We start from the raw sequence: 19,230 nt of genomic DNA on the forward strand, positions 1-19,230 counted from the left end.
GTTCGTGAGCCGGTCAGGCGAGGACGTCGAGTCCCGCGGTGCGGATGGTGGAGGTGGACGTGGCGGCGGCGGCGGCTGGCTGCGCGGCGGAGGTGCGCCGTGCCTCCAGGCCGGTGTCGGCACGCAGGCGGCCGTCGGCCGGTCGCTCGTCGCGACCGGCCGACGTGCCCGGGTGGTTCTGCGACGACAGGTCGAGCGTGGTGCTCAGCCCGGTGCCGGCGGCGTCGCGCCGCAGGTCCGGCAGCACCTGGCGGACCGCGTCGCGGCCCGCTTCGGACGCCGCGAACAGCTCGACGTGCATGCCGTGCGCCGTCACGTGCGCGCGGACCGTGACCGGTCCGAGGCTGTCCGGCACGACCTGCACGGTGACGACGTGTTCCCCGGGCCCGGCCTGCGCGAGCGAGAACACCGGTCGCGCGAGCTGCTGCCCGAGGGGCGCGGGCGTGGCCGTCTGGGACGTGACCGGCGCGGCGGCTGCGACGGGGGCGGGCGCGGCGGTCGGCGTGGTGGGCAGGACGAAGGGCGTCTCGCCGCCGCGCGTGGTGGTGACTGCCGGGAGGCCCGGATCACCCGCCGTCGATCCCTGCTGGTCCGTCCCGTGGCCGGTCTGCCCACCCCGCGCGGCGGTCGCCGCTGCCACCGTGACGACGGCCGGGGTCGCGGTCGCGGAGCCGTCGGTGGGCTGGGTGGTCGGGCCGGTCGGCTGGAGCGTCGCGGCGACCGCGGCCCCAGCGGCCGCGGCAGCGGGCGCGCTGCTCGTGCTCGTGCTCGTGACTCCGACGGTGCCGGTGCCGGTCGTCCCGCCGGACGGGGTGCCGGGCCTCGGGATGTCGGACGCCGGTGACGGTGCGGGGCCGTCGGCGGGGACTGCGGCGGTCGTGCCCGGTGCCGGTACGGCGGCGGATGCGACGGACGCCGTGGTGCTGGCCGACGGCGCCGTCGTGGCCGGCAGCGAGACCGCGGCCCCCGTGGCAGTGGCAGCCCCGGTGGCGGCGGAGGAGACGGCAGCAGTCGTCGTCGGCGTGGTCGTCTCCGGGGCCGGCGCCGGGGCCGCCGTCGTCGCGGTGAGGTCCCGCGCCGTCGGCTCGGACGCGGTCGCCGTCACCGGTGTGACCGTCTCGGCAGGGGTCGTCACCACGATCGGAGCGGCCGGGGCGGGCACCGTCCCGGCGAGTGGGAGCGTGGGCGTGGACGCCTGCCCCTCCCCGGCAGCAGCGGCCGCGCCGTCAGCGGCAGCCGCCAAGTCCGTCCCGGTGGCGGTCGTGGCAGCGTTCGGGGGCGTGGTCGACCCGGTGTCGTCGGTTGTGCGGGAGTCTTCCCGGCGCGCCGGTGCACGCTCACCGGCACGACGATCGGTCGCGGCGGCCGCGGACAGGGCGGCGTCGAACGAACCGGCACCGCCGGGGTCGGACGTGGCGCGGGCGGGCGCAGCGCTGCTCGCCGGAGCGGGCGCGGGCTGGGTGGCGATGGTCAGGCTCATGCGGCGCTCCCGGACTGCATCATTGACAGCAGCGCGGCGGTCTGCAGATCGGTGGCGCTGCTCGCGGCGGTGGTCGCGGTCGTCGCCGGGGTGGCGGACGCCTGCGCCGGCACGATGCGGCGGATGGTGGCGATGTCGGCGTCCGAGTACCAGTTGTCGACGATGCGGACGTCCTTGCCGGGGCGCGGCGCGTGCAGCACCTTGCCGTCGCCGACGTAGATGACGACGTGGCCCTCGCCCTTCGGGATGATCAGGTCGCCGGGCTGTGCGTCCTTCAGGGAGCCGACCTCGACGCCCATCTTCGCCTGGTCCGGCACGACCCGCGGCATGGTGACGCCGAGGTCCTTGAACACCGTCTGCACCAGGCCCGAGCAGTCCATGCCAGAGGTCGTCGTGCCGCCGAACACGTAGGGCACGCCGAGGTACTTCTTCGCGTCCGCGACGACGTCCGACCCGGTGGCGCCGCTGCCCGTCGCGAGGGTGCCCGCGCCAGCGTCGACCGACGTGGCGGGCGCGCTGCTGGTGGTCGCCGCAGCGGCGGCAGCAGCGGTCGCGGTCCCGGTGCCGGTGTTCCCGGTCGCCGTGGCCAGGGCGTCGGCGAAGGCGCTCGACGACGCGCTGGTCGACCCGGCGGACGACGACGTACTCGTCGCCGCGGCCGAGCCACCGCGCAGGGTGTCGATCTGGGAGCGGATCTCGGAGATCCGGGAGAGCACCGCTTCGACGCTCATCGGGCACCACCTTCCGTGCGGCGTCGTGCCGCGATCTCGTCGAGGGCGTTCTGTTCGGTGCGGAGTTCCTCGGCGGCCTGCTCGGCGGCGTGCTTGCCCTCGAGCTTCTCCAGGCCGACCGCGGCACGGCGTGCGGCGGTGTACTCCTCCTGTGCCCGGTCGGCGTCCGCGCGGCGGGTCCGGACCACGGCGTCGAGCTCCTCGAGCATCCCGCGGGTCGCAGCACGCGCAGCGGCGACGGCGCTCAGGGTCGCGGCGTCCTCGATCGGCTGCGCGCCCTCGGCGTCGGCGAGGCTGCGGCGCGCGGCGATCCGGGCGTCGGCGGCATCGCGCACGCGCTCGTTCGCGGTCGCGAGCGAGGCAGCGGCGCGGTCCTGTTCGGTGTGCCGCAGGCGCAGGAGCCCCGCGAGCGGGAACCGGCGGGCCATCACGACACCCCCAGCTGCTGCACGAGACCGCCGAGTCGCTGCCAGGACGCGTCGGCGGTCGCCCGCTCGTCCATCCCCTGGCGCAGGAACGCGTCGATCGCACCCTGGTGGTCGACGGCGGCGTCGACGAGCGGGTTCGAGCCGCGCTGGTACGCGCCGACGTCGAGCAGGTCCTGGGCGGCGGCACGTGCTGCCATCACCTTGCGGAGGGTCGTCGCGGCACCGCGCTGCGCCGGGTCCGTCACCTTCGAGGCCACACGGGACACCGAGCCGAGGGCGTCCACCGACGGGAAGTGCCCGGTGATCGCGAGCTTCCGGTCGAGCACGACGTGACCGTCCAGGATGCTGCGGGCGGCGTCGGCGATCGGCTCGTTGTGGTCGTCGCCGTCGACCAGCACGGTGTACATGCCGGTGATGCTGCCGACGCGGTCCGTCCCGGCACGCTCGAGCAGCCCGGCGAGCACCGAGAACGTCGACGGCGGGTAGCCCCGGGTGGCCGGCGGCTCCCCCACCGAGAGCCCGATCTCGCGCTGCGCCATCGCGACGCGGGTGAGCGAGTCCATCATGAGCACGACGTCCTGGCCGGCGTCGCGGAACGACTCGGCGATGCGGGTGGCCACGAACGCGGCGCGCAGACGCATGAGGGCGGGCTCGTCCGAGGTCGACACGACGACGATCGAGCGGGCGAGCCCCTCGGCGCCCAGGTCGTCCTCGAGGAACTCGCGCACCTCGCGGCCACGCTCCCCCACGAGTGCGATCACGTTGACCGCGGCGTCGCTCCCCCGCGCGATCATCGACAGCAGCGACGACTTGCCGACACCGGAGCCCGCGAAGAGCCCCATGCGCTGGCCGCGGCCGACGGTGGTGAGGGTGTCGAGCACCCGCACACCGAGCTGCATCGGGGTGTCGATGCGGGTGCGTGCCATCGCGTTCGGGGTCGCGTGGTCGAGCGGCACCCAGTCGACGGGCTCGCCACCGGCACCGACGATCGGTCCGCGGTCGTCGATCGGTCGGCCGAGCCCGTCGAGCACACGGCCGAACAGCCCGGCACCCGTCGGCACGAGCACCGGCCGGCCGGTGGGGCGTGCGGGGGTGCCGGCGGTCACACCGGTGAGGCGTCCGAGGGGCATGCAGCGCACGCCGGTGGCGTCGGTCGCGACGACCTCGACGGCGGTCTGGACGCCGTCCTCCGGTCCGACCGTGACGACCTCGCCGACGTGGGCGTCGAGCCCGGCGATGGTCAGCCCGAGGCCGACGGCGCTCGTGACGACGCCGACCCGCTGGGGTGCGGCCTGCCGCAGGGCGTCGTCGAGCCCGCGGGGGCGGAGCAGCGTGGCGGTCACGCGGACACCCCCTGCAGCTCGACACCGAGCGCGGTGCGGGCACGGTCGAGTGCGGTGGCGATCCGGGCGTCGAGGATGCCGTCCGGCAGGTCGACGACGGCGTCGCCGTCCCGCAGCGCGGGGTCGGCGACCACGGGCACCGGCAGGTCGACGTCGGCGACGCGTGCGGCGTCCGCCGGGCTGAGCCGGACGGCCACCGGGACGCTGCGGTCGATGGACGCGAGCGCCCGCCGGACGGTGGTCTCGGCACCGGACGTGATCCGGGCCTCCCGGTCGTCATCGGTACCGACCGCCGGACGGGAGGCACGGATCTCGTACCCGACGATCGCCTCGGCCAGGTCCGTGGCCGCGCTGGCGACGGACGCCTCAGCGTCGCTGAGGACGGGCGCGACCGTGGACAGCATCGCGTTCGTCGCGGCGTCGAGGACGGCGATGCGGCGGACGGTGTCCGCGCGCAGCGACGCGGTCAGCGCGGCGTGCTCGGCCTGCAGGCGGGCGCGCAGGGCGTCCGTCTCGGCCTGTGCGGCGCGGAGTCCCGCGGTGTAGCCGGCGGCGTGGCCGCGGACGTCGGCACCCGACGCACGGTCGGTCGCGGCGGCGGTGCCGATCGCGGGGAAGGCGATGCGCTGCACGGTGCCGGCGGTCGTGGTGTCAGTCAACGAGCTCGTCCTCCTCGGCACGGTGCACGGTGATGACGCCCTGCGCCTCGAGCTCGCGCACGGAACGGACGACCTCGGCGCGCGCTTCCTCGACCTGCGAGACGCGGACCGGGCCCATGGCCTGCAGTTCGTCGTCGAGCAACGAGCGGTTGCGCTCGGACACGTTCGCGCGGATCGTCTCGACGACGGGTCCGGCGGCACCCTTCATGGCGGTCGCGAGGAGCTTCGAGTCGATGCCACGCAGCACCTGCTGGATGTCGCGGGACTCGAGCTTCACGATGTCCTCGAAGGTGAGCATGCGCGAGCGGATGTCCTCGGCGAGTTCCGGGTCGCGGGCCTCGAGTCCGTCGAGCACGGCCTTCTCGGTGGCGACGTCGGAGCGGTTGATGATGTCGACCAGGGGCGCGATGCCGCCGACGACCTCGACGCTCTCGCGCGGCGACACGACGGCGCCGGCGCGCTGCCGCAGGACACCGGCGACGATCCCGACGGCCTCGGGGGTCGCGCTGCCCATCGTGGCGAACGCCTGCGCGACGTCGGTGCGGACGCGCTCGTCGACACCCGCGAGGACGGCGCTCGCCTGACCGGGCTTGAGGTGTGCCAGGACGAGGGCGATGGTCTGGGGCAGCTCGCCCTCGAGCAGGGTGATGACCTGCCCGGGCTCGGCGTCGTCGAGGAAGTCGAAGGACTGGCCGGCCAGGTTCGAGGCGAGTCGGTCCATCACGCCGGCGGCGCGCTCGGCGCCGAAGGACGCCTCGAGCAGCCCGAGCGCGGTCTCCTTGCCGCCACGCTTCTGCAGCCGGCCGCTCATCGTGATCCGGTGGAACTCCGACATGGTCTGGTCGACGACGGTGTCCTCGACGCGGCGCATCCGGACGATCTCGGCCGAAATCTCCTCGGCCTCCATCTCGGTGAACTGCTTCATCACCTCGGCCGCGCGGTCGGTGTCCATCTGCATGAGGATGAGCGCGACCTTCTGGGCGCCGGTCAGCGCACGGTCGTTCGAGCCCTTGCCGGTGCCCGGGCCGTTGCCGTTGCTGCCGCTCGGCATCAGGGCGCTCACACCGGTGCCCGGTCGTCGAGGAGCCCGCGCAGGAGCTCGGCAGTGCGCTTCGGGTCGCGTTCGGCCAGCGCGGAGATGTCCTGACGGCGGCGCTCGGCCGTGATCTCGTCGGTCGTCAGCACCTCGGTCGGCGGGTCACCGGCGGGCATCGTCGAGAGCACGGCGGTGGGGGCGTCACCGGCACCGAGGGTCGCGCGGTCGGCGGCGCCGTCCATCGCGAGGGGCAGCTGGAACGTCTCGCCGGCGAAGGCGTCGAGTTCGCCGAGGTCGACGGCCTCGCGCTCCTGCTTCCGGCTGCGACGGGCGATGACGAACATGACCGCGATGAGCGCGAGCAGGATGCCGATGACGATGCCGGCGGTGCGGATCGACGACCACAGGGCTTCCTGCTGGTCGGCCTTCTGCTGCGCCTCGAGGGCCTTCGCAGCCTGGTCGGCTCCGCTGGTGTCGAAGTCCATCATCGCGACCTTCACCTGGTCGCCGCGGTCCTGGTCGACACCGGCGGCGGCCGACACCAGGTCGTTGATGCTCTGCAGGTTCGCGTTCTGCACGGCGTCGGCCTTCGAGTTCAGCGCGACCGAGATGGTCTGCCGGTCGAGGGACCCCGACGGGATCTGCGTGGTCTCGGTGGTGTGGTCGACGGCGTTGTTCTTGGTCGCCGACTCGTTGGTGTAGCCGTCGTCACCGGTGCCGCTCGTGGCGGTGCCGTTCGGCACCGCGATGTTGTCCGGGCCGAGGACCCCGGTCGCACCGCTCGACGCCCCCGCGGCACCCGAGCCGTACTGCTCGGTGGTGCTCGACTCGTTGAGCGCGACCGGACCGGAGGTCGGTGACGTGTAGCTCTCCGACGTGCGGGTGCCGGACTCCTGGTTCATCGTGCCGGAGACCACGACGGTCGCGTTGCCGGCGCCGAGGGTGGTGTCGAGCAGGTCCTGGATCTTCTTGCTCGTCGCGGCGTCGTAGTCGGCGGCCTGGTCGGCACCGCTGCCGGTCGCACCGGTCCCGACGGCGGACAGCGTCTGCCCCTTGGCGTCGACGACCGAGACGTCGGTGGTCTGCATGCCCTCGACCGAGGCGCTGGTCAGGTGCACGATCGCCTGCACCTGGTCGGTGCTCAGCTGCGTGCCGTTGTCGGTGGCGATGAACACCGACGCCGTCGGGTCCTTCTCCTCGGACACGAACACGGACTTCTCCGGGATCGCGAGCTGCACGGTCGCGGTCTGCACGCCGTCCATCGCACCGATGGTCTTGGCGAGCTCGCCCTCCATCGCCCGCTTGTAGGTGACGTCCTGCTGGAACTCCGAGCTCGTCACGCCCATCTGGTCGAGCAGCGAGTAGCCGCCCTCGTTCGACGACGGCAGCCCGTTCGACGCGGCCTTGAGGCGCTCCGAGTACACCTGCGCCTGCGGCACCAGGATCGTCGCGCCGCCGTCGGTGAGCTGGTACGGCACACCGTCGGTCTGCAGCTGGTCGGTGATGGAACTCGCGTCGGCGGCGGCCAGCCCGGTGAAGAGCGGCGCGTAGGACGCCTTGCCGAGCCACGACGCCAGGGCGATCCCCCCGAGCACGAGCGCGGCGATCACCAGGATCGCGATGGTGCGCTGGGCGGCGGAGAAGCCCTTCACGTACGCGGACAGGCGCGCGAAGACGTTCTTGACGGCGACGGGCATCAGGCCTGCATCCTCATGATCTCGTTGAACGCGTCGACGCCCTTGTTGCGGACGGCGGAGACGAGCTCGAGCGTGACCTGCGCGCGGGTGGCGGCGATGGTCGCGTCGTGGATGTCGTCGAGGTTGCCGGTGACGGCCTTGAGCGCGAGGGTCTTCGAGTCGCTCTGCAGCGCCTGCAGCCCGTCGACGGCGTTCCCGAGGCTGGCGGCGAACCCGCTGCCGTCGGTGCTGGTCGCACCCGTAGCGCCGGTGACGTCGCTGGAGGTGCCGGACACACTGGTCAGTGCGTTCGTCATCGCGTTGGTGGTCACACCGTTGACGGCGTCGATGGGCATCAGTTCTTCCCGATCTGCAGTGCCGCCTCGTAGGCGGTCTTGGCACGGTCGACCACGGCGGCGTTCGCCTGGTAGCCGCGCTGGGCCATGATGAGGTCCGCCATCTGCGTGCCGAGGTCGATGTCCGGCATGCGGACGTAGCCCTCGTCGTTCGCGAGCGGGTTGTCCGGGTCGTAGGTCACGCGGCCGGCGGCGCTGCCGAACGCGGCGCCCTTGACGTAGGCGCCGGACACGCCGTTGCCCTCCTGGACCTCGACGTAGCGGGCCTGGAACGCGGTGTCGTCCATCGACTTCACGGTGTTCGCGTTCGCCATGTTGTCGGCGACGGCGTCGAGCCACTTCCGGTGCACGGTCATGCCGGTGCTCGCGATGCCGATCGCGTCGAAGGTCGTCACGAGTTCGTCCGCATCGCCGCACGGACGCTCGTGAGCTCGGAGTTCATCGCCTGCGTGGCGAACTGGTACCGGAGCACGGTGTCGACGTTGGAGAGCGTCTCCTCGTCGAGGTTGACGTTGTTGCCGTTCGTGTTCGTCGGCTCGAGGCTGCGGGCGACCGTCGGCGCGGTGTTCCCGCTGCCGTCGGTGATCGACTTCGCCAGGGCGTCCTCGAACTGGACCTTCTCGGCGTGGTAGTTCGGCGTGTTGATGTTCGCGATGTTGTTCGCGATCACCTTCTGGCGCATCGACAGGCCGTCGAGTGCGCTCTGCAGCGCGACGCTCGTCACGGAATCGAACACGGTGGTCCCCTCGTCAGGCGTCGCCCGTGGGACGTCGCCGTGCGGTGGTGGCCGATCCGTGGCCGAACTGGTGAGCGATCCGTGCTCGTGTGGCGCTATCGGTGCCCGTCCCCGGCCGCGTTAGCCCTCGCCCCGAACGGGGGTGGCACCACTTCTGCGACAGACCACTCGTCGAACGACGCGTGCTTCGTCGCGGAACAGGTGTGGCGGGAGCGCGGGTCAGGCGGACGCGTCGAGGTACACCGCGCCACGGGGCTCGCGGGTCGCGTCGACGGCGCGCAGCGCACCGAGGTGCTCGAGCGTCGCTCGTCGGTCCGACTCCAGTTTCGCGATGCGGTCGCGCTGCGCAGCGAGCAGCCGGGAGGCACGCCCCACCAACGCGCGCGGCACCGGACCCAGCCCGGCCGGCTCCGACCACCCCACCACGGCCGTGGGGTCGGCCGCCTGTCGGGCGGCGTCGTGCTCCAGGGAGTCGAGCAGGGCCTCCCAGGCGAGGCGGTGGTCGACCTGCTCGGGCGACGGTGCCGGTTCAGGCGACGGTGCCGGTTCAGGCGACGGTGCCGGTTCACGCGACACCGAGGGCTCCGCCCGTCGACTGCTGGCGGGCCGGCGTCGCCGGCAGCGACGCCGCGGCGTCGTGCCACGACTGCCGCAGGGGTTCGAGGATCCGGATGCAGTCGCGCGTCGCCTGCACGTCACGGTGCACGTTCGCGGTGATGAGGGACGTCGACGCGTAGTTGTAGACGGCGAGCAGGCCCTCGCCGCCGTCCCAGACGTCGATCCGCAGCGTGGACGACAGCTCGCCGACGATCGCCTGCGCGTGCAGCAGTTGCTCGCGGGCGGCGTCCCAGTCGGCGCTGGTCTGTGCGGCCTCGGCGCGGTGCAGGTCGAGCAGCAACCGGTCGTAGAGCATCGTCACGAGCTGCGCCGGGGTGGCCGACAGGACGGCCTCGTTCGTGTACTGGGCGCGACGCTGGTCGGTCACGGTGCGGGGCTGCGCGGCCTGGCGGAAGGCTGCGGCCTGGAAGTCGAAGGTCATGGTGATCCCGTCAGCTCGTCGTCGCCGCGAGCTGGCTGGCGAGCCAGCTGGACTGGGACTGGAGCTTGCTGAGGCTGGTCTCGAGCGACGAGTACAGCGTCTGGAGCGATGCGCGGCGCATCGTGAGTCGGTCGGTCCAGCTGTCGATCTGGGTGTTGAGGTCCTTGGCGACCGCCTGCTGGCCGGTGATCGTCGTGGTGATGGACCCGTCGTACTTGTCGGACGCCGCGGTGGCGGCGGCGCCGACGTTCGCGGCGACACCGGACAGCATCGCCTGGGTGCCCTCGGGGTCGGTGGCGAGGGCCTTCTGGAAGACCTCGGCGTCGAAGGTGAAGCTGCCGTCCTTGGTGATCGAGATGCCGATCGACGACGGCGACTTCCCGCCGACGGGCGCCGACATGGTGCTTCCCAGGCGCTGCACGGCGTCGCGCGTGGTGCCGTCGCCCATCAGGACCCCGGCGGTCGTGGTCGTCGATCCGCTGGTGGCACTCGTGGTGCTCGTCACCGCGGTGTTCGTCTTGTAGTAGGCCGAGACCGCGTTCATCGCGTCGACGAGTCCGGACGCCACGGACTGGGCCTTCGTGGTGTCCTGCGCGACGCCGACCGTGACCGGATCCGTCGAGGCCCTCGACACGGTGACGCTGAGCCCGGGGACCAGGTCGGTGAACGTGTTCGTCGCGCTCGTGATCGTCTGCTCGGCGGCGGTGCCGGCCCACAGCGTGACGCTGGCGTCCTTCGCCTGCGCGACGACCGCGGCGCCGACCTCGGTCAGCACGTTCGTCGCGGTGCCCGCGGCCACCTGCTCGGCGGTCCCCCGGTGCACCTCGAAACCACCCGCGGCCCCGGTCTTGGCGGACGTCAGCTGCAACCGGTAGAGCTTGGTGCCGTCGGCGGCCGCACCCGCGGCGACCTTCGTGGCGGTGACGCCGGCCCCGGACTTGTTGATCGCCGACACCGTGTCGTCGAGGGAGCCCGACGACGGCGTGACGGTGGTCTTCGTGCCGTCGGCACCCACCAGGGTGATCGGTTCGGCAGCGGCCGACCACGTGGACATCGCGGCGGTGACCCCGACCTGGGCCGAAGCGGTCGAGCCGACGCTGAACGTCAGCGACCCGGCGCTCGCGTTCGTGCCGGTGACGGCGGTGACGCCCGACGACGAGCTCGTGGCCGTGAACAGGTCGAGCGAGGTCGCCTTCGCGGCGTCCTTCGCCTTCGTCGCGAGGGCCTGCACCAACCCGTTGATCGTCTGCAGTGACGAGATGAACGAGTTGGTGCTCGTGAGCTTGTTCTTGAGCAGGGTCTGCGGCACGCCCTCGACGCTCATCAACGAGTTGATGAGGTCGGTCGTCTTGAGCCCGCTGACGAGCCCGTCGATCGCGAGGCTGGTGCTCGAGGACACGGACGATGACATCGTCGACACTCCCTGGCGTCGTGGGGATGGTCAGGAGGGCGACGCCGCCTCCCGGGAAGCCTGAACGATCCCGGAAGGCGGCGTCGTGGGTGCTAGCGCAGGAGCGAGAGCACGCCCTGCGTGCTCTGGTTCGCCTGCGCGAGCATCGACGTGCCGGCCTGGCTGAGGATGTTGTCGCGGGTGTACTTGACCATCTCCTCGGCCATGTCGACGTCGGTGATGCGCGAACCGGCAGCGGTGAGGTTCTCCTTGGCCACGTTCGTCACGTTGATGGCGTGGTCGAAGCGGTTCTGGACAGCACCGATGCTCGAACGTGCCGCGGACACGTACTTGATCTGCTCGTCGATCGCGGTGATGGCGGCCTGAGCGTTCGTCGCGCTGTCGAAGGTGAGGGCGCCGACAGCGGTCGACACGGACTCCACGTTGGACTTCGACAGGTCGACGTCGATCTGGCTCGCCGCGTCGCCGTTGGCGCCGACCTGGAACTTCAGGACGCCCGCTGCGCCGGCGGAGCCGTCGAGCAGGTTGATGCCGTTGAAGTTGGTCGACTGCGAGATGCGGGTGAGCTCCTTGGTGAGCTCGCCGACCTCGGTGGTGATCGCCGTGCGCGAGTCCTCGTTGTTCGAGTCGTTACCGGCCTGGACGGCCAGGTCGCGCATGCGCTGGAGGATCGAGTGGGTCTCGGTGAGCCCACCTTCAGCGGTCTGCACGACGGAGATGCCGTCCTGCGCGTTGCGGGCGGCGACCGTGAGGCCACCGACCTGGGACTTCAGCCCCTCGGAGATCGACAGACCGGCCGCGTCGTCGGCAGCACGGTTGATGCGGAGACCCGACGAGAGCTTCTCGAGGGACTTCGACAGGTCGTTCTGCGTCGAGTTGAGGTTCCGGTACGTGTTGAGTGCCGAGAGGTTGGTGTTGATGGACATACCCATGGTGGTTTCCTCCGTGAATGCTGGGTCGTGCTACAGCCCGTCCGTGGGCTGACGTGGATGACTCTCGACCGGGTGCCGGGAGCCGTTAGGGAATCGACGGAAATACCCGTCGACGGTTCAGCTCGCCGCCACGGCGACCGGCGCGGTCGCGTCGTGGACGGCACGTGCGACGCCGGCAGCGGCGTTCGACGCGACGCGTGCGAGGTAGGCGCTCCGGCGGGCCGCGGTGGTGCGCGAGGCGGGTTCGGCAGCGGCACCGCCGTCGCCGTAGTGGGCGGCCAGTCCGTCGCGGAGCAGGCGCATCGCCTCGGAGCGCTGCTGCGAGACGGCGGAGTGCGTGATGCCGAGTTCCGCGGCGACGTCGGTCACCGAGCGGTCCCCGAAGTAGACGGCCTCGACGACGAAGCGCATCCGCTCGGGCAGTGCCTCGACGGCTGCGCGCAGGTAGCGGCGCTTCTCGGTCTCGAGCAGGTCGTCGCCGGGCAACGGCAGGTCGGCTGCGACGAGGTCGTGCACGGTCTCGTCGAGGGGCGCGACGAGGCGGGCCGCGTCGCTCATGGCGTCCGAGGCGGTCTGCCGGTCGACGCCCATCGCGTCCGCGATCTCCTGCACGCCGACGCTCCGGCCGAGTCGGGCGGACAGGGCCTCCTGCGTGGCGAGGGTCTCGCGGATCCGCTTCCGGGTGCCACGGGATGCCCAGTCGGCCGAGCGCATGTCGTCGGCGAGGGCTCCGGCGATCCGGGTCCGGGCGTAGGCGCCGAAGGGGACGCCGAGGGTGGGGTCGAACGCGTCGGCAGCGGCGACGAGGGCGAGGGAGCCGACGGCGGCGAGGTCGTCGCGGTCCAGGTGCGTGGCACGGGAGCGGACGTCGGCGACGATGTAGCCCACGAGCGGGAGGTGCTCCACGATCATCGCGTTGCGTGCGGTGCGGTCCATGCTGATCCCCTGATCGACCTGACGTGACTGTCTCGACTCACCCGTCCCTGGGCACGACGGACGCCGGCCTCGGATGGCCGGTGCGTACGCCGAAGACCCGCCCGGTTCCCTCCGAGCGGTGCACCCCGCGCCCCTGTGAGGCGGTTCGAGGTCGCCCTCGTGGTGCGTTCTGAATGTATCGGCTGGCAATGTCCTGAACAGGGGTTCATCCGTCCCCAGTGCGGGGGCATTCGCGGTGTTTCCCGGTCGGCATTTGGGGGGACCCAGCGCGTAGAACGACCGTTTCCGTCCCCCGGACGGGGTGCGTTTCCCGATTGTCCGGGAGGCCCGGGGGACGTCCGCCTCGCAGGTCACGTCCCCCGCCGCTTACGACCACCGCCGTCGGGTCGATAGGTCTCGGTGTCCGCCGGATGGTGGACCCGAACACCCGACGACGACCCACACGGGAGGAGCTGATGAGCGTGAACGACCTGTCCGCCGTGCTCTGGCGCGAACGCGAACTGCTCGAGCTGCTCACCTTCAAGCTCGAGGAGGAGCAGCTCCTGCTCACCGCGGGCCGTTCCCGCTGGGTGTCGCACGCCAGCCGCGAGGTCGAGCAGGTCCTCGAACGACTCCGCAGCACCGGACTCGAGCGCGCCGCGTCGAGTGCCGAGGTCGCCGAGGAGTGGGGCGTCCCCGCCGATGCACCCCTGCGCGACGTCGTCGCCGCAGCGCCGAACGGCCCGTGGGGCGAGATCCTCGCCGCGCACCTGACCGCGATGGTCGAGCTGACCACCCAGATCGGCGCCCTGCGCGACGAGAACGACCGCTTCCTGCGCACCGCCGCCCAGGCCACCGAGGAGACCCTCGCCGGCACCGTGACGACCGCCGCGACCTACGACGCCTCGGGCACCTCCGGTCCCGGCTCCGACGGCGCTCGCCTGTTCGAGGGGACCCTGTAACCCCGTGGTCAGCACCTTCGGCTCCCTCGCCACCGCGTACTCCGGCCTCGCCGCAGCCCGTGCCGGCATCGACGTCACCGGCCAGAACATCGCGAACGCCGGCACCGCCGGGTACACGCGGCAGCGCGTCACGCAGAACTCCATCCCCGCGACGCAGACCGGGTTCATGCGCGGCACCGCCGCCCTCGCCGGTCAGGGCGTCTCCGTCGACGGCATCGCCCGCCTGGCATCGCTGACGCTCGACGTCGGCGTCCGGGTCGCCGCGGGGTCCTCCGCCTACGCCGACGCCCGTGCGACGGCACTGTCCGCCCTCGAGACCGGCCTGCACGAGCCCGGCAAGGACGGCCTGAGCGCCAAGCTCGATGCCTTCTGGTCGTCGTGGAGCGAACTCGCCAGTCACCCCGACGACCCGGGTGCCGCCAGCGCCGTCCTCGGCGCAGCGGGCACCGTCGCCTCGGCGCTGGCAGCCGGATCGAAGGCCGTCGACGCGCAGTGGTCCTCGGTCCGGGGCACCGCGGCCGGCCAGGTGACCCAGCTGAACGACGCCGCGAAGCAGGTGGCCGACCTGAACGGGCGGATCCGCACCGCACTGGCCTCCGGCGGCACCGCGAACGAACTCCTCGACCAGCGTGACCAGCTCACCGAGCAGATCGCGACGCTCGCCGGCGGGACGACCCGCACCAACGCGGACGGCACGGTCGACGTGCTGCTCGGCGGCAACCCGCTCGTGCAGGGCACCGACGCCCGCGCCGTCGCCCTCGGCGGTGGCGAACGCCTCGCCGACGGCGCCGCGGTCACCCTGACCTGGACCTCCGGCACCGCCGGCGCGGTGTCCCTCAGCGGCGGGTCGATCGGTGGCGCCCTCGCCGTCCTCGCCCCGGCGAACGGGAACGGCACGGGCGGCGCGCTCGCCCAGGCCGCCGCGTCCTACGACGCCGTCGCGACCCAGCTCGCGGCGACCGTCAACGCCGTCCATGCCACCGGCACGACCCCGGCCGGCACCACCGGCACCGCGTTCTTCGCCCTCGCGGCGGGCGTCCCCGCAGCGCAGGGCCTGTCCGTCGTCCCGACGGACGGCACCGGCCTGGCGACGCGGAACGCGGCGGGGCAGCTCGACGACTCGTTCGCCGATGCGCTCTCGCGACTCGGCACGGGCCCTGGAGCCGCCGACACGACCTGGGCGACGTTCGTGGCGGGGGTGGGCACCGCCTCCCGGTCGGCCGCGACGGAGTCGACGCTCACCGGACTCGCCCTGACCAACGCGCGCACCCAGCAGCAGTCGGGCGCCGGCGTCGACCTCGACGAGGAGAACGTGAACCTGCTGAGCTACCAGCACGCGTACCAGGGCGCGGCACGCGTCCTGACCGCCGTCGACGAGATGCTCGACACCATCATCAACCGCGTCGGACTCGTCGGGAGGGGCTGATCGTGATCACCCGGGTGACCACCCAGATGTCGATGGCCGCGGCCTCGGCACGGCTGCAGACCGGTGCGGCGCGCGTGGCGCAGCTGACCGAGCAGGCCACCACGCTGCAGGCGATCCAGAAGCCGTCCGACGACCCGGTCGGCACCGCGTCGTCGATGCAGGTCCGCAAGGAACAGGCCGCCGCCGCGCAGCACACGCGCAACGCGAACGACGCCGTCGCCTGGCTCGCGACCACCGACAGCGCCCTGTCCAGCGTCTACTCGGTGCTGAACAGCGTGCGGGACCTGACCGTGCAGGCGGCGAACTCCGGCACCATGAGCGACACCGACCGCGACGCCTTCATCACGCAGTTCCAGTCGCTGAAGTCCGACCTCGAGGCACGGGCCAACACGACCTACGGCACCCGCTCGGTCTTCGCCGGCGCCTCGACCGCCGCCGCCGCGTACGACCCGGCGACCGGGTGGGCGGCCTCCGGCACGGACGTCTCCCGCCGGATCGGCGACGGCACCACCGTGCGCGTCGACACCGCCGGGGCGGACGTCTTCGGCACCGGCGCGTCGTCCGTGTTCGGGGTGCTCGACTCCATCGTCAGCGACCTGCAGAACGGGGTGAACGTGAACGCGCGGATCAACGACGTCGACGGCGCGCTCGGGGCCGTCCGCGGCGCCCAGGCCGACGTCGGTGTCCGGCACGCGACCGCCCTCGCCGCGCAGGACTCGCTGAAGACGGCAGCCGTCTCACTCGAGAACCGCCGCGCCGGCATCGAGGACGTCGACCTCGCCAAGGCCGTCCTCGACCTGCAGGTGCAGCAGACCAACTACCAGGCAGCCCTCGCCGTCACCGCGAAGGTCCTGCAGCCGACCCTGATGGACTACCTCCGATGAGCATCTCCCTGACCTTCGCCGTCCCGCCGTTCGGCCTGTCCCCCGCACCGGTCTTCACGCTGACCCCGGTGGACGGCGCCGAGGGCCTGTTCACCCTCGTCGGGGGTTCCTCGCGCTTGTTCGTGCTCGACGCCGCAGTGCACCTGCCGTCGTACTCGCCCGAGCTCACCGACGAGCAGGCCGCGGGGCTCGAGCTGACCGATCCCGCCGACGCGATGCTGCTCGTGGTGGCGAACCCCGGCGCGTCCGGCACGACCGTCAACCTGCTCGCGCCGATCGTCGTGAACGCCCGGACCGCCGTGGGCGCGCAGCTCATCCTGGAGGACCAGGACCTGCCGCTGCGGGCGGAGCTCGCGCGGGCGTAGGTGCTGCGGGGGCTCGTCGGCCGCACGCGTTTTGCGACAATCCACGAGTCGATCGGCGCGTGGTTCGTCGGAACATGCGCACGCAACCGTTGCGTGTGCATGAGTCGACAAAGCACGAGGTGATCAACACGTGCATCGTCGCAAGGTGCACACGAATAGAGCGCCCTCGTTCCTCCACACAGGGCGGTTGCGCTCGACTGTCCACAGATCGTCGCAGTCGGGCCCTCGCTCCGACTCGCTTCCAGCAGCCTGTGGGGCATGGGCAGAGCGAACGACATCGAACTCATCCGCACGACCGGCCTTCCGGATCCCGAACGCCGGGCGCTCGAGCGTGATGTCCACCGCGGGGTCCTCGAACGGATCCGCCCCGGCGTCCTGGTCCGGCCCGGGGCGCTCGACCATCTCCACCCTGGTGAACGACACCACGTGCTCGTCCGAGCATCGCTCCACCGCGTCCGCGCCACTGACCTCGTGTCGCACCAGTCCGCGTGCGCTGTGCTCGGGCTGCCGCTCGTCGGCGAAGCTCCGATGAAGGTCCACGTGTCCGACCCGACGACCACCCACACGCGGGTGACCGCCTGGTTCGTCCGGCACGGCACCGCAGCCCGGCCACCGACCGCGTACATCGAGTCCGGCGGACTGCGGACCACCGGGTGGGCGCGGAGCGCGGTGGACGTCGCTGCGACCCGTCCGTTGCTCGAGTCGCTGCCGGTCGTGGACCAGCTGCTCGCCGATCGGCGCACGACGCCCGAGGCGCTGGCCGCTCATCTCGAACTGCGGGGCTCGGCGCAGGCAAAGGCGAGGGTGGCGATCGGGATGGGGTCGGCGCAGTCGGGGTCGCCGGCGGAGTCGGTGTGCCGGGTGCGCTTCCGGCAGGTCGGGGCGCCGGAGCCGGTGCAGCAGCACGAGTTCCGACGGACCGGCGGTGGGACGGCCGTCGTGGACTTCTGGTTCCCGGATCAGGGCGTCGTGGTCGAGGTCGACGGTCGCGCGAAGTACGAGGACCCGACGATGCTCGAGGGGCGGAGTACCGCCGAGGCGCACTGGCAGGAGAAGCGTCGCGAGGACTTCGTCCGGTCGTTCCCCGAGGTCCGGTTCGTCATCCGGTTGTCGTGGGCCGACCTCATGCAGCCCGACCGCGTGCGTGCAGCACTCCGCCGGGCGGGTGTCCCGTGCCGGTGATGCGCAGGCGAGCGGCTCCGAGGGGCCGGCCGGGATCAGCGGCTCGGCGCCTCCGGGTGGTGCGCACGCTGCCGTTCGACCACGAGCGGTGCACTCGGCACGCCACCGCCGACGATCACTTCGCCGGTGCCGACCCGCACGCCGTGGACCCGCCCGACGCCCTTCACCACACCGGCACGGCGATCCGGGTCGGGCTCGCGGTGGTCGCCCCCGGCTGCGAGTTCGGCGTCGCGGACGGCGACCGTCCCGAGCACCTGGGCACCGGCGCCGAGCTCGGTGGGGCCGTCGACGAGGCAGCCGCCCGACAACCGAGCGCCGTTCCCCACGCGCACGTCCGCCACGGTGGCCGTGATCGTGACGGGCCCCGGGCCAAGTTCGGCACCGGAACCGATGGTCACCCGGGCCGCGGTGGCGACGACGGAGACCGGGCCCGGACCGAGCCGCGCGCCGGATGCGACGGTGATCGAGCCCCCGGCACGCGTCTCGAGCACGGCTCCGGGGTAGAGCACCACCCCGGCTGCGAGGGTGACGTCCGCGCCGACGAGCACGGAGCCGGGGTCGAGCACCACGACCTCGGGCAGCAAGCCGCGCACCTCGGCGACCGTCAGGAACCCGGAGGCCCGACGAGCGTCGTCAGCCGGACCGGGCGCGCCGTCGATGTCCATCCAGCGAGCCTCCCACATGCCCGGCGTACGGTGAGCGCATGGCCCGCTCCCCGAAGGACCAGGCGATCGTGCCGCTGCCGAACGCCCAGGTCTCCCCCATGCCCGACGACTCCCGGACCCCGCAGCCGCAACAACCCGGCGGGTGGGTCAAGTGGCTCGACCGTGCCATCAGCGTCCAGCGCCCGGTGGTCGTGGCGCACGTCAACGCGATCCGCCGACGCAAGCCGGACGCCACCCCCGCCGAGGTCATCCAGATCCTCGAGCGGCAGTACCTCACCGCGGTCACCACCGGTGGCGCAGCGGTCGGTGCGAGCGCGGTCATCCCGGGCGTCGGGATGGTGGCCGCCCTCGGGCTGAGCGGCGCGGAGACGGTCGGGTTCCTCGAGACCACCGCGCTGTTCGCCCAGTCGGTGACCGAGGTGCACGGCATCGCCCTGGATGACCCCGAACGGGCACGGACCCTGGTGATGGCGATGATCCTCGGTGCTCCGGGCACACAGCTCATCAAGCAGCTCGGCGGGCAGATCGCCGGCGGTCAGGCGCGCACGGCGTTCTGGGGCGAGATGGTGACCTCGTCCCTGCCGAAGCAGGTCGTCAACGGCCTCGGCGGGCAGGTCCGCGACCAGTTCATCAAGCGGTTCGCAGTGCGTCAGGGGACGTCGGTGCTCGGCCGTGCACTGCCGTTCGGGATCGGCGCAGCCGTCGGCGGGCTCGGCAACCACGCGCTCGGGCGGAAGGTCATCCAGGCCTCGCGGACCGGGTTCGGGCCGCCGTCGGCACACTTCCCGATCATCCTCGAGCCCAAGCCCGCGAAGCCCGAGAAGCAGCCCAAGGAGAAGCAGCTGAAGGAGCCCAAGCAGCCCAAGCAGCAGAAGCAACTCGGCTGGCGCCGCGGCTCCGCGAAGGACGAGGACCTCTGGTCGGAGACGCCCGAGCGCTGAGCCGGGCGGCAGGCCCGATCAGAACGGCCGAGGCCCGATCAGAACGACCGACGCCCGATCAGA

At 72.3% G+C, this 19,230-nt stretch carries 22 protein-coding genes; 6 read left to right on the forward strand and 16 right to left on the reverse strand.

Annotation, left to right across the window (positions count from 1 at the left end; genetic code table 11):
* Positions 1-13 precede the first annotated feature (13 nt).
* The 15 genes from EDF33_RS14935 to EDF33_RS15005 form a co-directional block, all read right to left on the reverse strand.
* Positions 14-1,480 carry a flagellar hook-length control protein FliK gene (locus EDF33_RS14935; protein WP_132100465.1) on the reverse strand — a complete coding sequence of 489 codons (1,467 nt, stop codon included), beginning with the start codon at positions 1,478-1,480 and terminating at the stop codon, positions 14-16.
* Complete coding sequence (locus EDF33_RS14940) at positions 1,477-2,211, reverse strand: C40 family peptidase (RefSeq protein ID WP_131879957.1); 735 nt, start codon at positions 2,209-2,211, stop codon at positions 1,477-1,479. Before EDF33_RS14940 ends, EDF33_RS14935 begins: the two co-directional genes overlap by 4 nt.
* The gene (locus EDF33_RS14945) at positions 2,208-2,639 is read right to left on the reverse strand and encodes a flagellar FliJ family protein (protein ID WP_123292724.1); all 432 of its coding nucleotides are present in this window, start codon (positions 2,637-2,639) and stop codon (positions 2,208-2,210) included. The genes EDF33_RS14940 and EDF33_RS14945 overlap by 4 nt, the downstream gene beginning before the upstream one ends.
* Positions 2,639-3,982, reverse strand: a complete 1,344-nt coding sequence (locus EDF33_RS14950; protein WP_132100466.1) for a FliI/YscN family ATPase — start codon at positions 3,980-3,982, stop codon at positions 2,639-2,641. Before EDF33_RS14950 ends, EDF33_RS14945 begins: the two co-directional genes overlap by 1 nt.
* Positions 3,979-4,641 (reverse strand): hypothetical protein, encoded by a 663-nt coding sequence (locus EDF33_RS14955; protein WP_123292722.1) that lies wholly within the window; start codon positions 4,639-4,641, stop codon positions 3,979-3,981. Before EDF33_RS14955 ends, EDF33_RS14950 begins: the two co-directional genes overlap by 4 nt.
* A complete protein-coding gene (gene fliG / locus EDF33_RS14960) occupies positions 4,634-5,692 on the reverse strand; it encodes a flagellar motor switch protein FliG (RefSeq protein ID WP_132100467.1) in 1,059 nt (352 codons plus the stop codon). The genes EDF33_RS14955 and fliG overlap by 8 nt, the downstream gene beginning before the upstream one ends.
* 8 nt (positions 5,693-5,700) lie before the next feature.
* The gene (gene fliF, locus EDF33_RS14965; RefSeq protein WP_131879951.1) at positions 5,701-7,374 is read right to left on the reverse strand and encodes a flagellar basal-body MS-ring/collar protein FliF; all 1,674 of its coding nucleotides are present in this window, start codon (positions 7,372-7,374) and stop codon (positions 5,701-5,703) included.
* On the reverse strand, positions 7,374-7,709 hold the full coding sequence (gene fliE, locus EDF33_RS14970; RefSeq protein ID WP_131879949.1) for a flagellar hook-basal body complex protein FliE: 336 nt from the start codon (positions 7,707-7,709) through the stop codon (positions 7,374-7,376). Before fliE ends, fliF begins: the two co-directional genes overlap by 1 nt.
* On the reverse strand, positions 7,709-8,104 hold the full coding sequence (locus EDF33_RS14975) for a flagellar basal body rod C-terminal domain-containing protein (RefSeq protein WP_235035933.1): 396 nt from the start codon (positions 8,102-8,104) through the stop codon (positions 7,709-7,711). The genes fliE and EDF33_RS14975 overlap by 1 nt, the downstream gene beginning before the upstream one ends.
* On the reverse strand, positions 8,101-8,445 hold the full coding sequence (locus EDF33_RS14980; RefSeq protein WP_123292719.1) for a flagellar basal body protein: 345 nt from the start codon (positions 8,443-8,445) through the stop codon (positions 8,101-8,103). The genes EDF33_RS14975 and EDF33_RS14980 overlap by 4 nt, the downstream gene beginning before the upstream one ends.
* A 219-nt stretch (positions 8,446-8,664) precedes the next feature.
* Positions 8,665-9,021 carry a hypothetical protein gene (locus tag EDF33_RS14985; RefSeq protein ID WP_132100468.1) on the reverse strand — a complete coding sequence of 119 codons (357 nt, stop codon included), beginning with the start codon at positions 9,019-9,021 and terminating at the stop codon, positions 8,665-8,667.
* Positions 9,011-9,484 carry a flagellar export chaperone FliS gene (locus EDF33_RS14990; RefSeq protein ID WP_123292717.1) on the reverse strand — a complete coding sequence of 158 codons (474 nt, stop codon included), beginning with the start codon at positions 9,482-9,484 and terminating at the stop codon, positions 9,011-9,013. Before EDF33_RS14990 ends, EDF33_RS14985 begins: the two co-directional genes overlap by 11 nt.
* Positions 9,485-9,494: 10 nt before the next feature.
* Positions 9,495-10,895, reverse strand: coding sequence for a flagellar filament capping protein FliD (fliD, locus tag EDF33_RS14995; protein ID WP_132100469.1), 1,401 nt, complete (start codon positions 10,893-10,895; stop codon positions 9,495-9,497).
* Between the two features lie 92 nt (positions 10,896-10,987).
* Entirely contained in the window at positions 10,988-11,827 is an 840-nt protein-coding gene (locus EDF33_RS15000; protein WP_207896253.1) for a flagellin, read from the reverse strand.
* 117 nt (positions 11,828-11,944) lie between these two features.
* On the reverse strand, positions 11,945-12,763 hold the full coding sequence (locus EDF33_RS15005; RefSeq protein WP_131846873.1) for a sigma-70 family RNA polymerase sigma factor: 819 nt from the start codon (positions 12,761-12,763) through the stop codon (positions 11,945-11,947).
* Positions 12,764-13,218: 455 nt separating this feature from the next.
* On the opposite strand from EDF33_RS15005, the gene EDF33_RS15010 reads away from it, so the two are divergent.
* The 5 genes from EDF33_RS15010 to EDF33_RS15030 all read left to right on the forward strand — a co-directional run bounded on the left by EDF33_RS15010 (position 13,219) and on the right by EDF33_RS15030 (position 17,561).
* Positions 13,219-13,704: a flagellar protein FlgN gene (locus EDF33_RS15010; RefSeq protein ID WP_123292716.1), complete on the forward strand. Its 486-nt coding sequence runs from the start codon at positions 13,219-13,221 to the stop codon at positions 13,702-13,704.
* Between the two features lie 4 nt (positions 13,705-13,708).
* A complete protein-coding gene (gene flgK, locus EDF33_RS15015; protein ID WP_132100470.1) occupies positions 13,709-15,130 on the forward strand; it encodes a flagellar hook-associated protein FlgK in 1,422 nt (473 codons plus the stop codon).
* Positions 15,131-15,132: 2 nt separating this feature from the next.
* The gene (gene flgL, locus EDF33_RS20715) at positions 15,133-16,014 is read left to right on the forward strand and encodes a flagellar hook-associated protein FlgL (RefSeq protein WP_132100471.1); all 882 of its coding nucleotides are present in this window, start codon (positions 15,133-15,135) and stop codon (positions 16,012-16,014) included.
* Positions 16,011-16,379 carry a flagellar assembly protein FliW gene (locus tag EDF33_RS15025; protein ID WP_111086356.1) on the forward strand — a complete coding sequence of 123 codons (369 nt, stop codon included), beginning with the start codon at positions 16,011-16,013 and terminating at the stop codon, positions 16,377-16,379. Before flgL ends, EDF33_RS15025 begins: the two co-directional genes overlap by 4 nt.
* A 258-nt stretch (positions 16,380-16,637) precedes the next feature.
* Positions 16,638-17,561, forward strand: coding sequence for a hypothetical protein (locus tag EDF33_RS15030; RefSeq protein ID WP_131879938.1), 924 nt, complete (start codon positions 16,638-16,640; stop codon positions 17,559-17,561).
* A 35-nt stretch (positions 17,562-17,596) separates the two neighbouring features.
* Here EDF33_RS15030 and EDF33_RS15035 read toward each other — a convergent pair whose 3' ends face one another.
* A complete protein-coding gene (locus tag EDF33_RS15035) occupies positions 17,597-18,226 on the reverse strand; it encodes a hypothetical protein (protein WP_131879936.1) in 630 nt (209 codons plus the stop codon).
* A gap of 38 nt (positions 18,227-18,264) precedes the next feature.
* On the opposite strand from EDF33_RS15035, the gene EDF33_RS15040 reads away from it, so the two are divergent.
* Positions 18,265-19,167 (forward strand): hypothetical protein, encoded by a 903-nt coding sequence (locus tag EDF33_RS15040; protein ID WP_207906706.1) that lies wholly within the window; start codon positions 18,265-18,267, stop codon positions 19,165-19,167.
* The last annotated feature ends 63 nt before the right edge of the window (positions 19,168-19,230 follow it).

Source organism: Curtobacterium sp. PhB146, assembly GCF_004342995.1.
Lineage (GTDB): Bacteria > Actinomycetota > Actinomycetes > Actinomycetales > Microbacteriaceae > Curtobacterium.

What these genes read in the sequence shown, in the direction of transcription:
- EDF33_RS14935 (WP_132100465.1), bottom strand. Translation starts at nt 1,480, where the DNA reads ATGAGCCTGACCATCGCCACCCAGCCCGCGCCCGCTCCGGCGAGCAGC.
- EDF33_RS14940 (WP_131879957.1), bottom strand. Translation starts at nt 2,211, where the DNA reads ATGAGCGTCGAAGCGGTGCTCTCCCGGATCTCCGAGATCCGCTCCCAG.
- EDF33_RS14945 (WP_123292724.1), bottom strand. Translation starts at nt 2,639, where the DNA reads ATGGCCCGCCGGTTCCCGCTCGCGGGGCTCCTGCGCCTGCGGCACACC.
- fliG (WP_132100467.1), bottom strand. Translation starts at nt 5,692, where the DNA reads ATGCCGAGCGGCAGCAACGGCAACGGCCCGGGCACCGGCAAGGGCTCG.
- fliF (WP_131879951.1), bottom strand. Translation starts at nt 7,374, where the DNA reads ATGCCCGTCGCCGTCAAGAACGTCTTCGCGCGCCTGTCCGCGTACGTG.
- fliE (WP_131879949.1), bottom strand. Translation starts at nt 7,709, where the DNA reads ATGCCCATCGACGCCGTCAACGGTGTGACCACCAACGCGATGACGAAC.
- EDF33_RS14990 (WP_123292717.1), bottom strand. Translation starts at nt 9,484, where the DNA reads ATGACCTTCGACTTCCAGGCCGCAGCCTTCCGCCAGGCCGCGCAGCCC.
- fliD (WP_132100469.1), bottom strand. Translation starts at nt 10,895, where the DNA reads ATGTCATCGTCCGTGTCCTCGAGCACCAGCCTCGCGATCGACGGGCTC.
- EDF33_RS15000 (WP_207896253.1), bottom strand. Translation starts at nt 11,827, where the DNA reads ATGGGTATGTCCATCAACACCAACCTCTCGGCACTCAACACGTACCGG.
- EDF33_RS15005 (WP_131846873.1), bottom strand. Translation starts at nt 12,763, where the DNA reads ATGGACCGCACCGCACGCAACGCGATGATCGTGGAGCACCTCCCGCTC.
- EDF33_RS15010 (WP_123292716.1), top strand. Translation starts at nt 13,219, where the DNA reads ATGAGCGTGAACGACCTGTCCGCCGTGCTCTGGCGCGAACGCGAACTG.
- EDF33_RS15025 (WP_111086356.1), top strand. Translation starts at nt 16,011, where the DNA reads ATGAGCATCTCCCTGACCTTCGCCGTCCCGCCGTTCGGCCTGTCCCCC.
- EDF33_RS15030 (WP_131879938.1), top strand. Translation starts at nt 16,638, where the DNA reads ATGGGCAGAGCGAACGACATCGAACTCATCCGCACGACCGGCCTTCCG.
- EDF33_RS15035 (WP_131879936.1), bottom strand. Translation starts at nt 18,226, where the DNA reads ATGGACATCGACGGCGCGCCCGGTCCGGCTGACGACGCTCGTCGGGCC.
- EDF33_RS15040 (WP_207906706.1), top strand. Translation starts at nt 18,265, where the DNA reads ATGGCCCGCTCCCCGAAGGACCAGGCGATCGTGCCGCTGCCGAACGCC.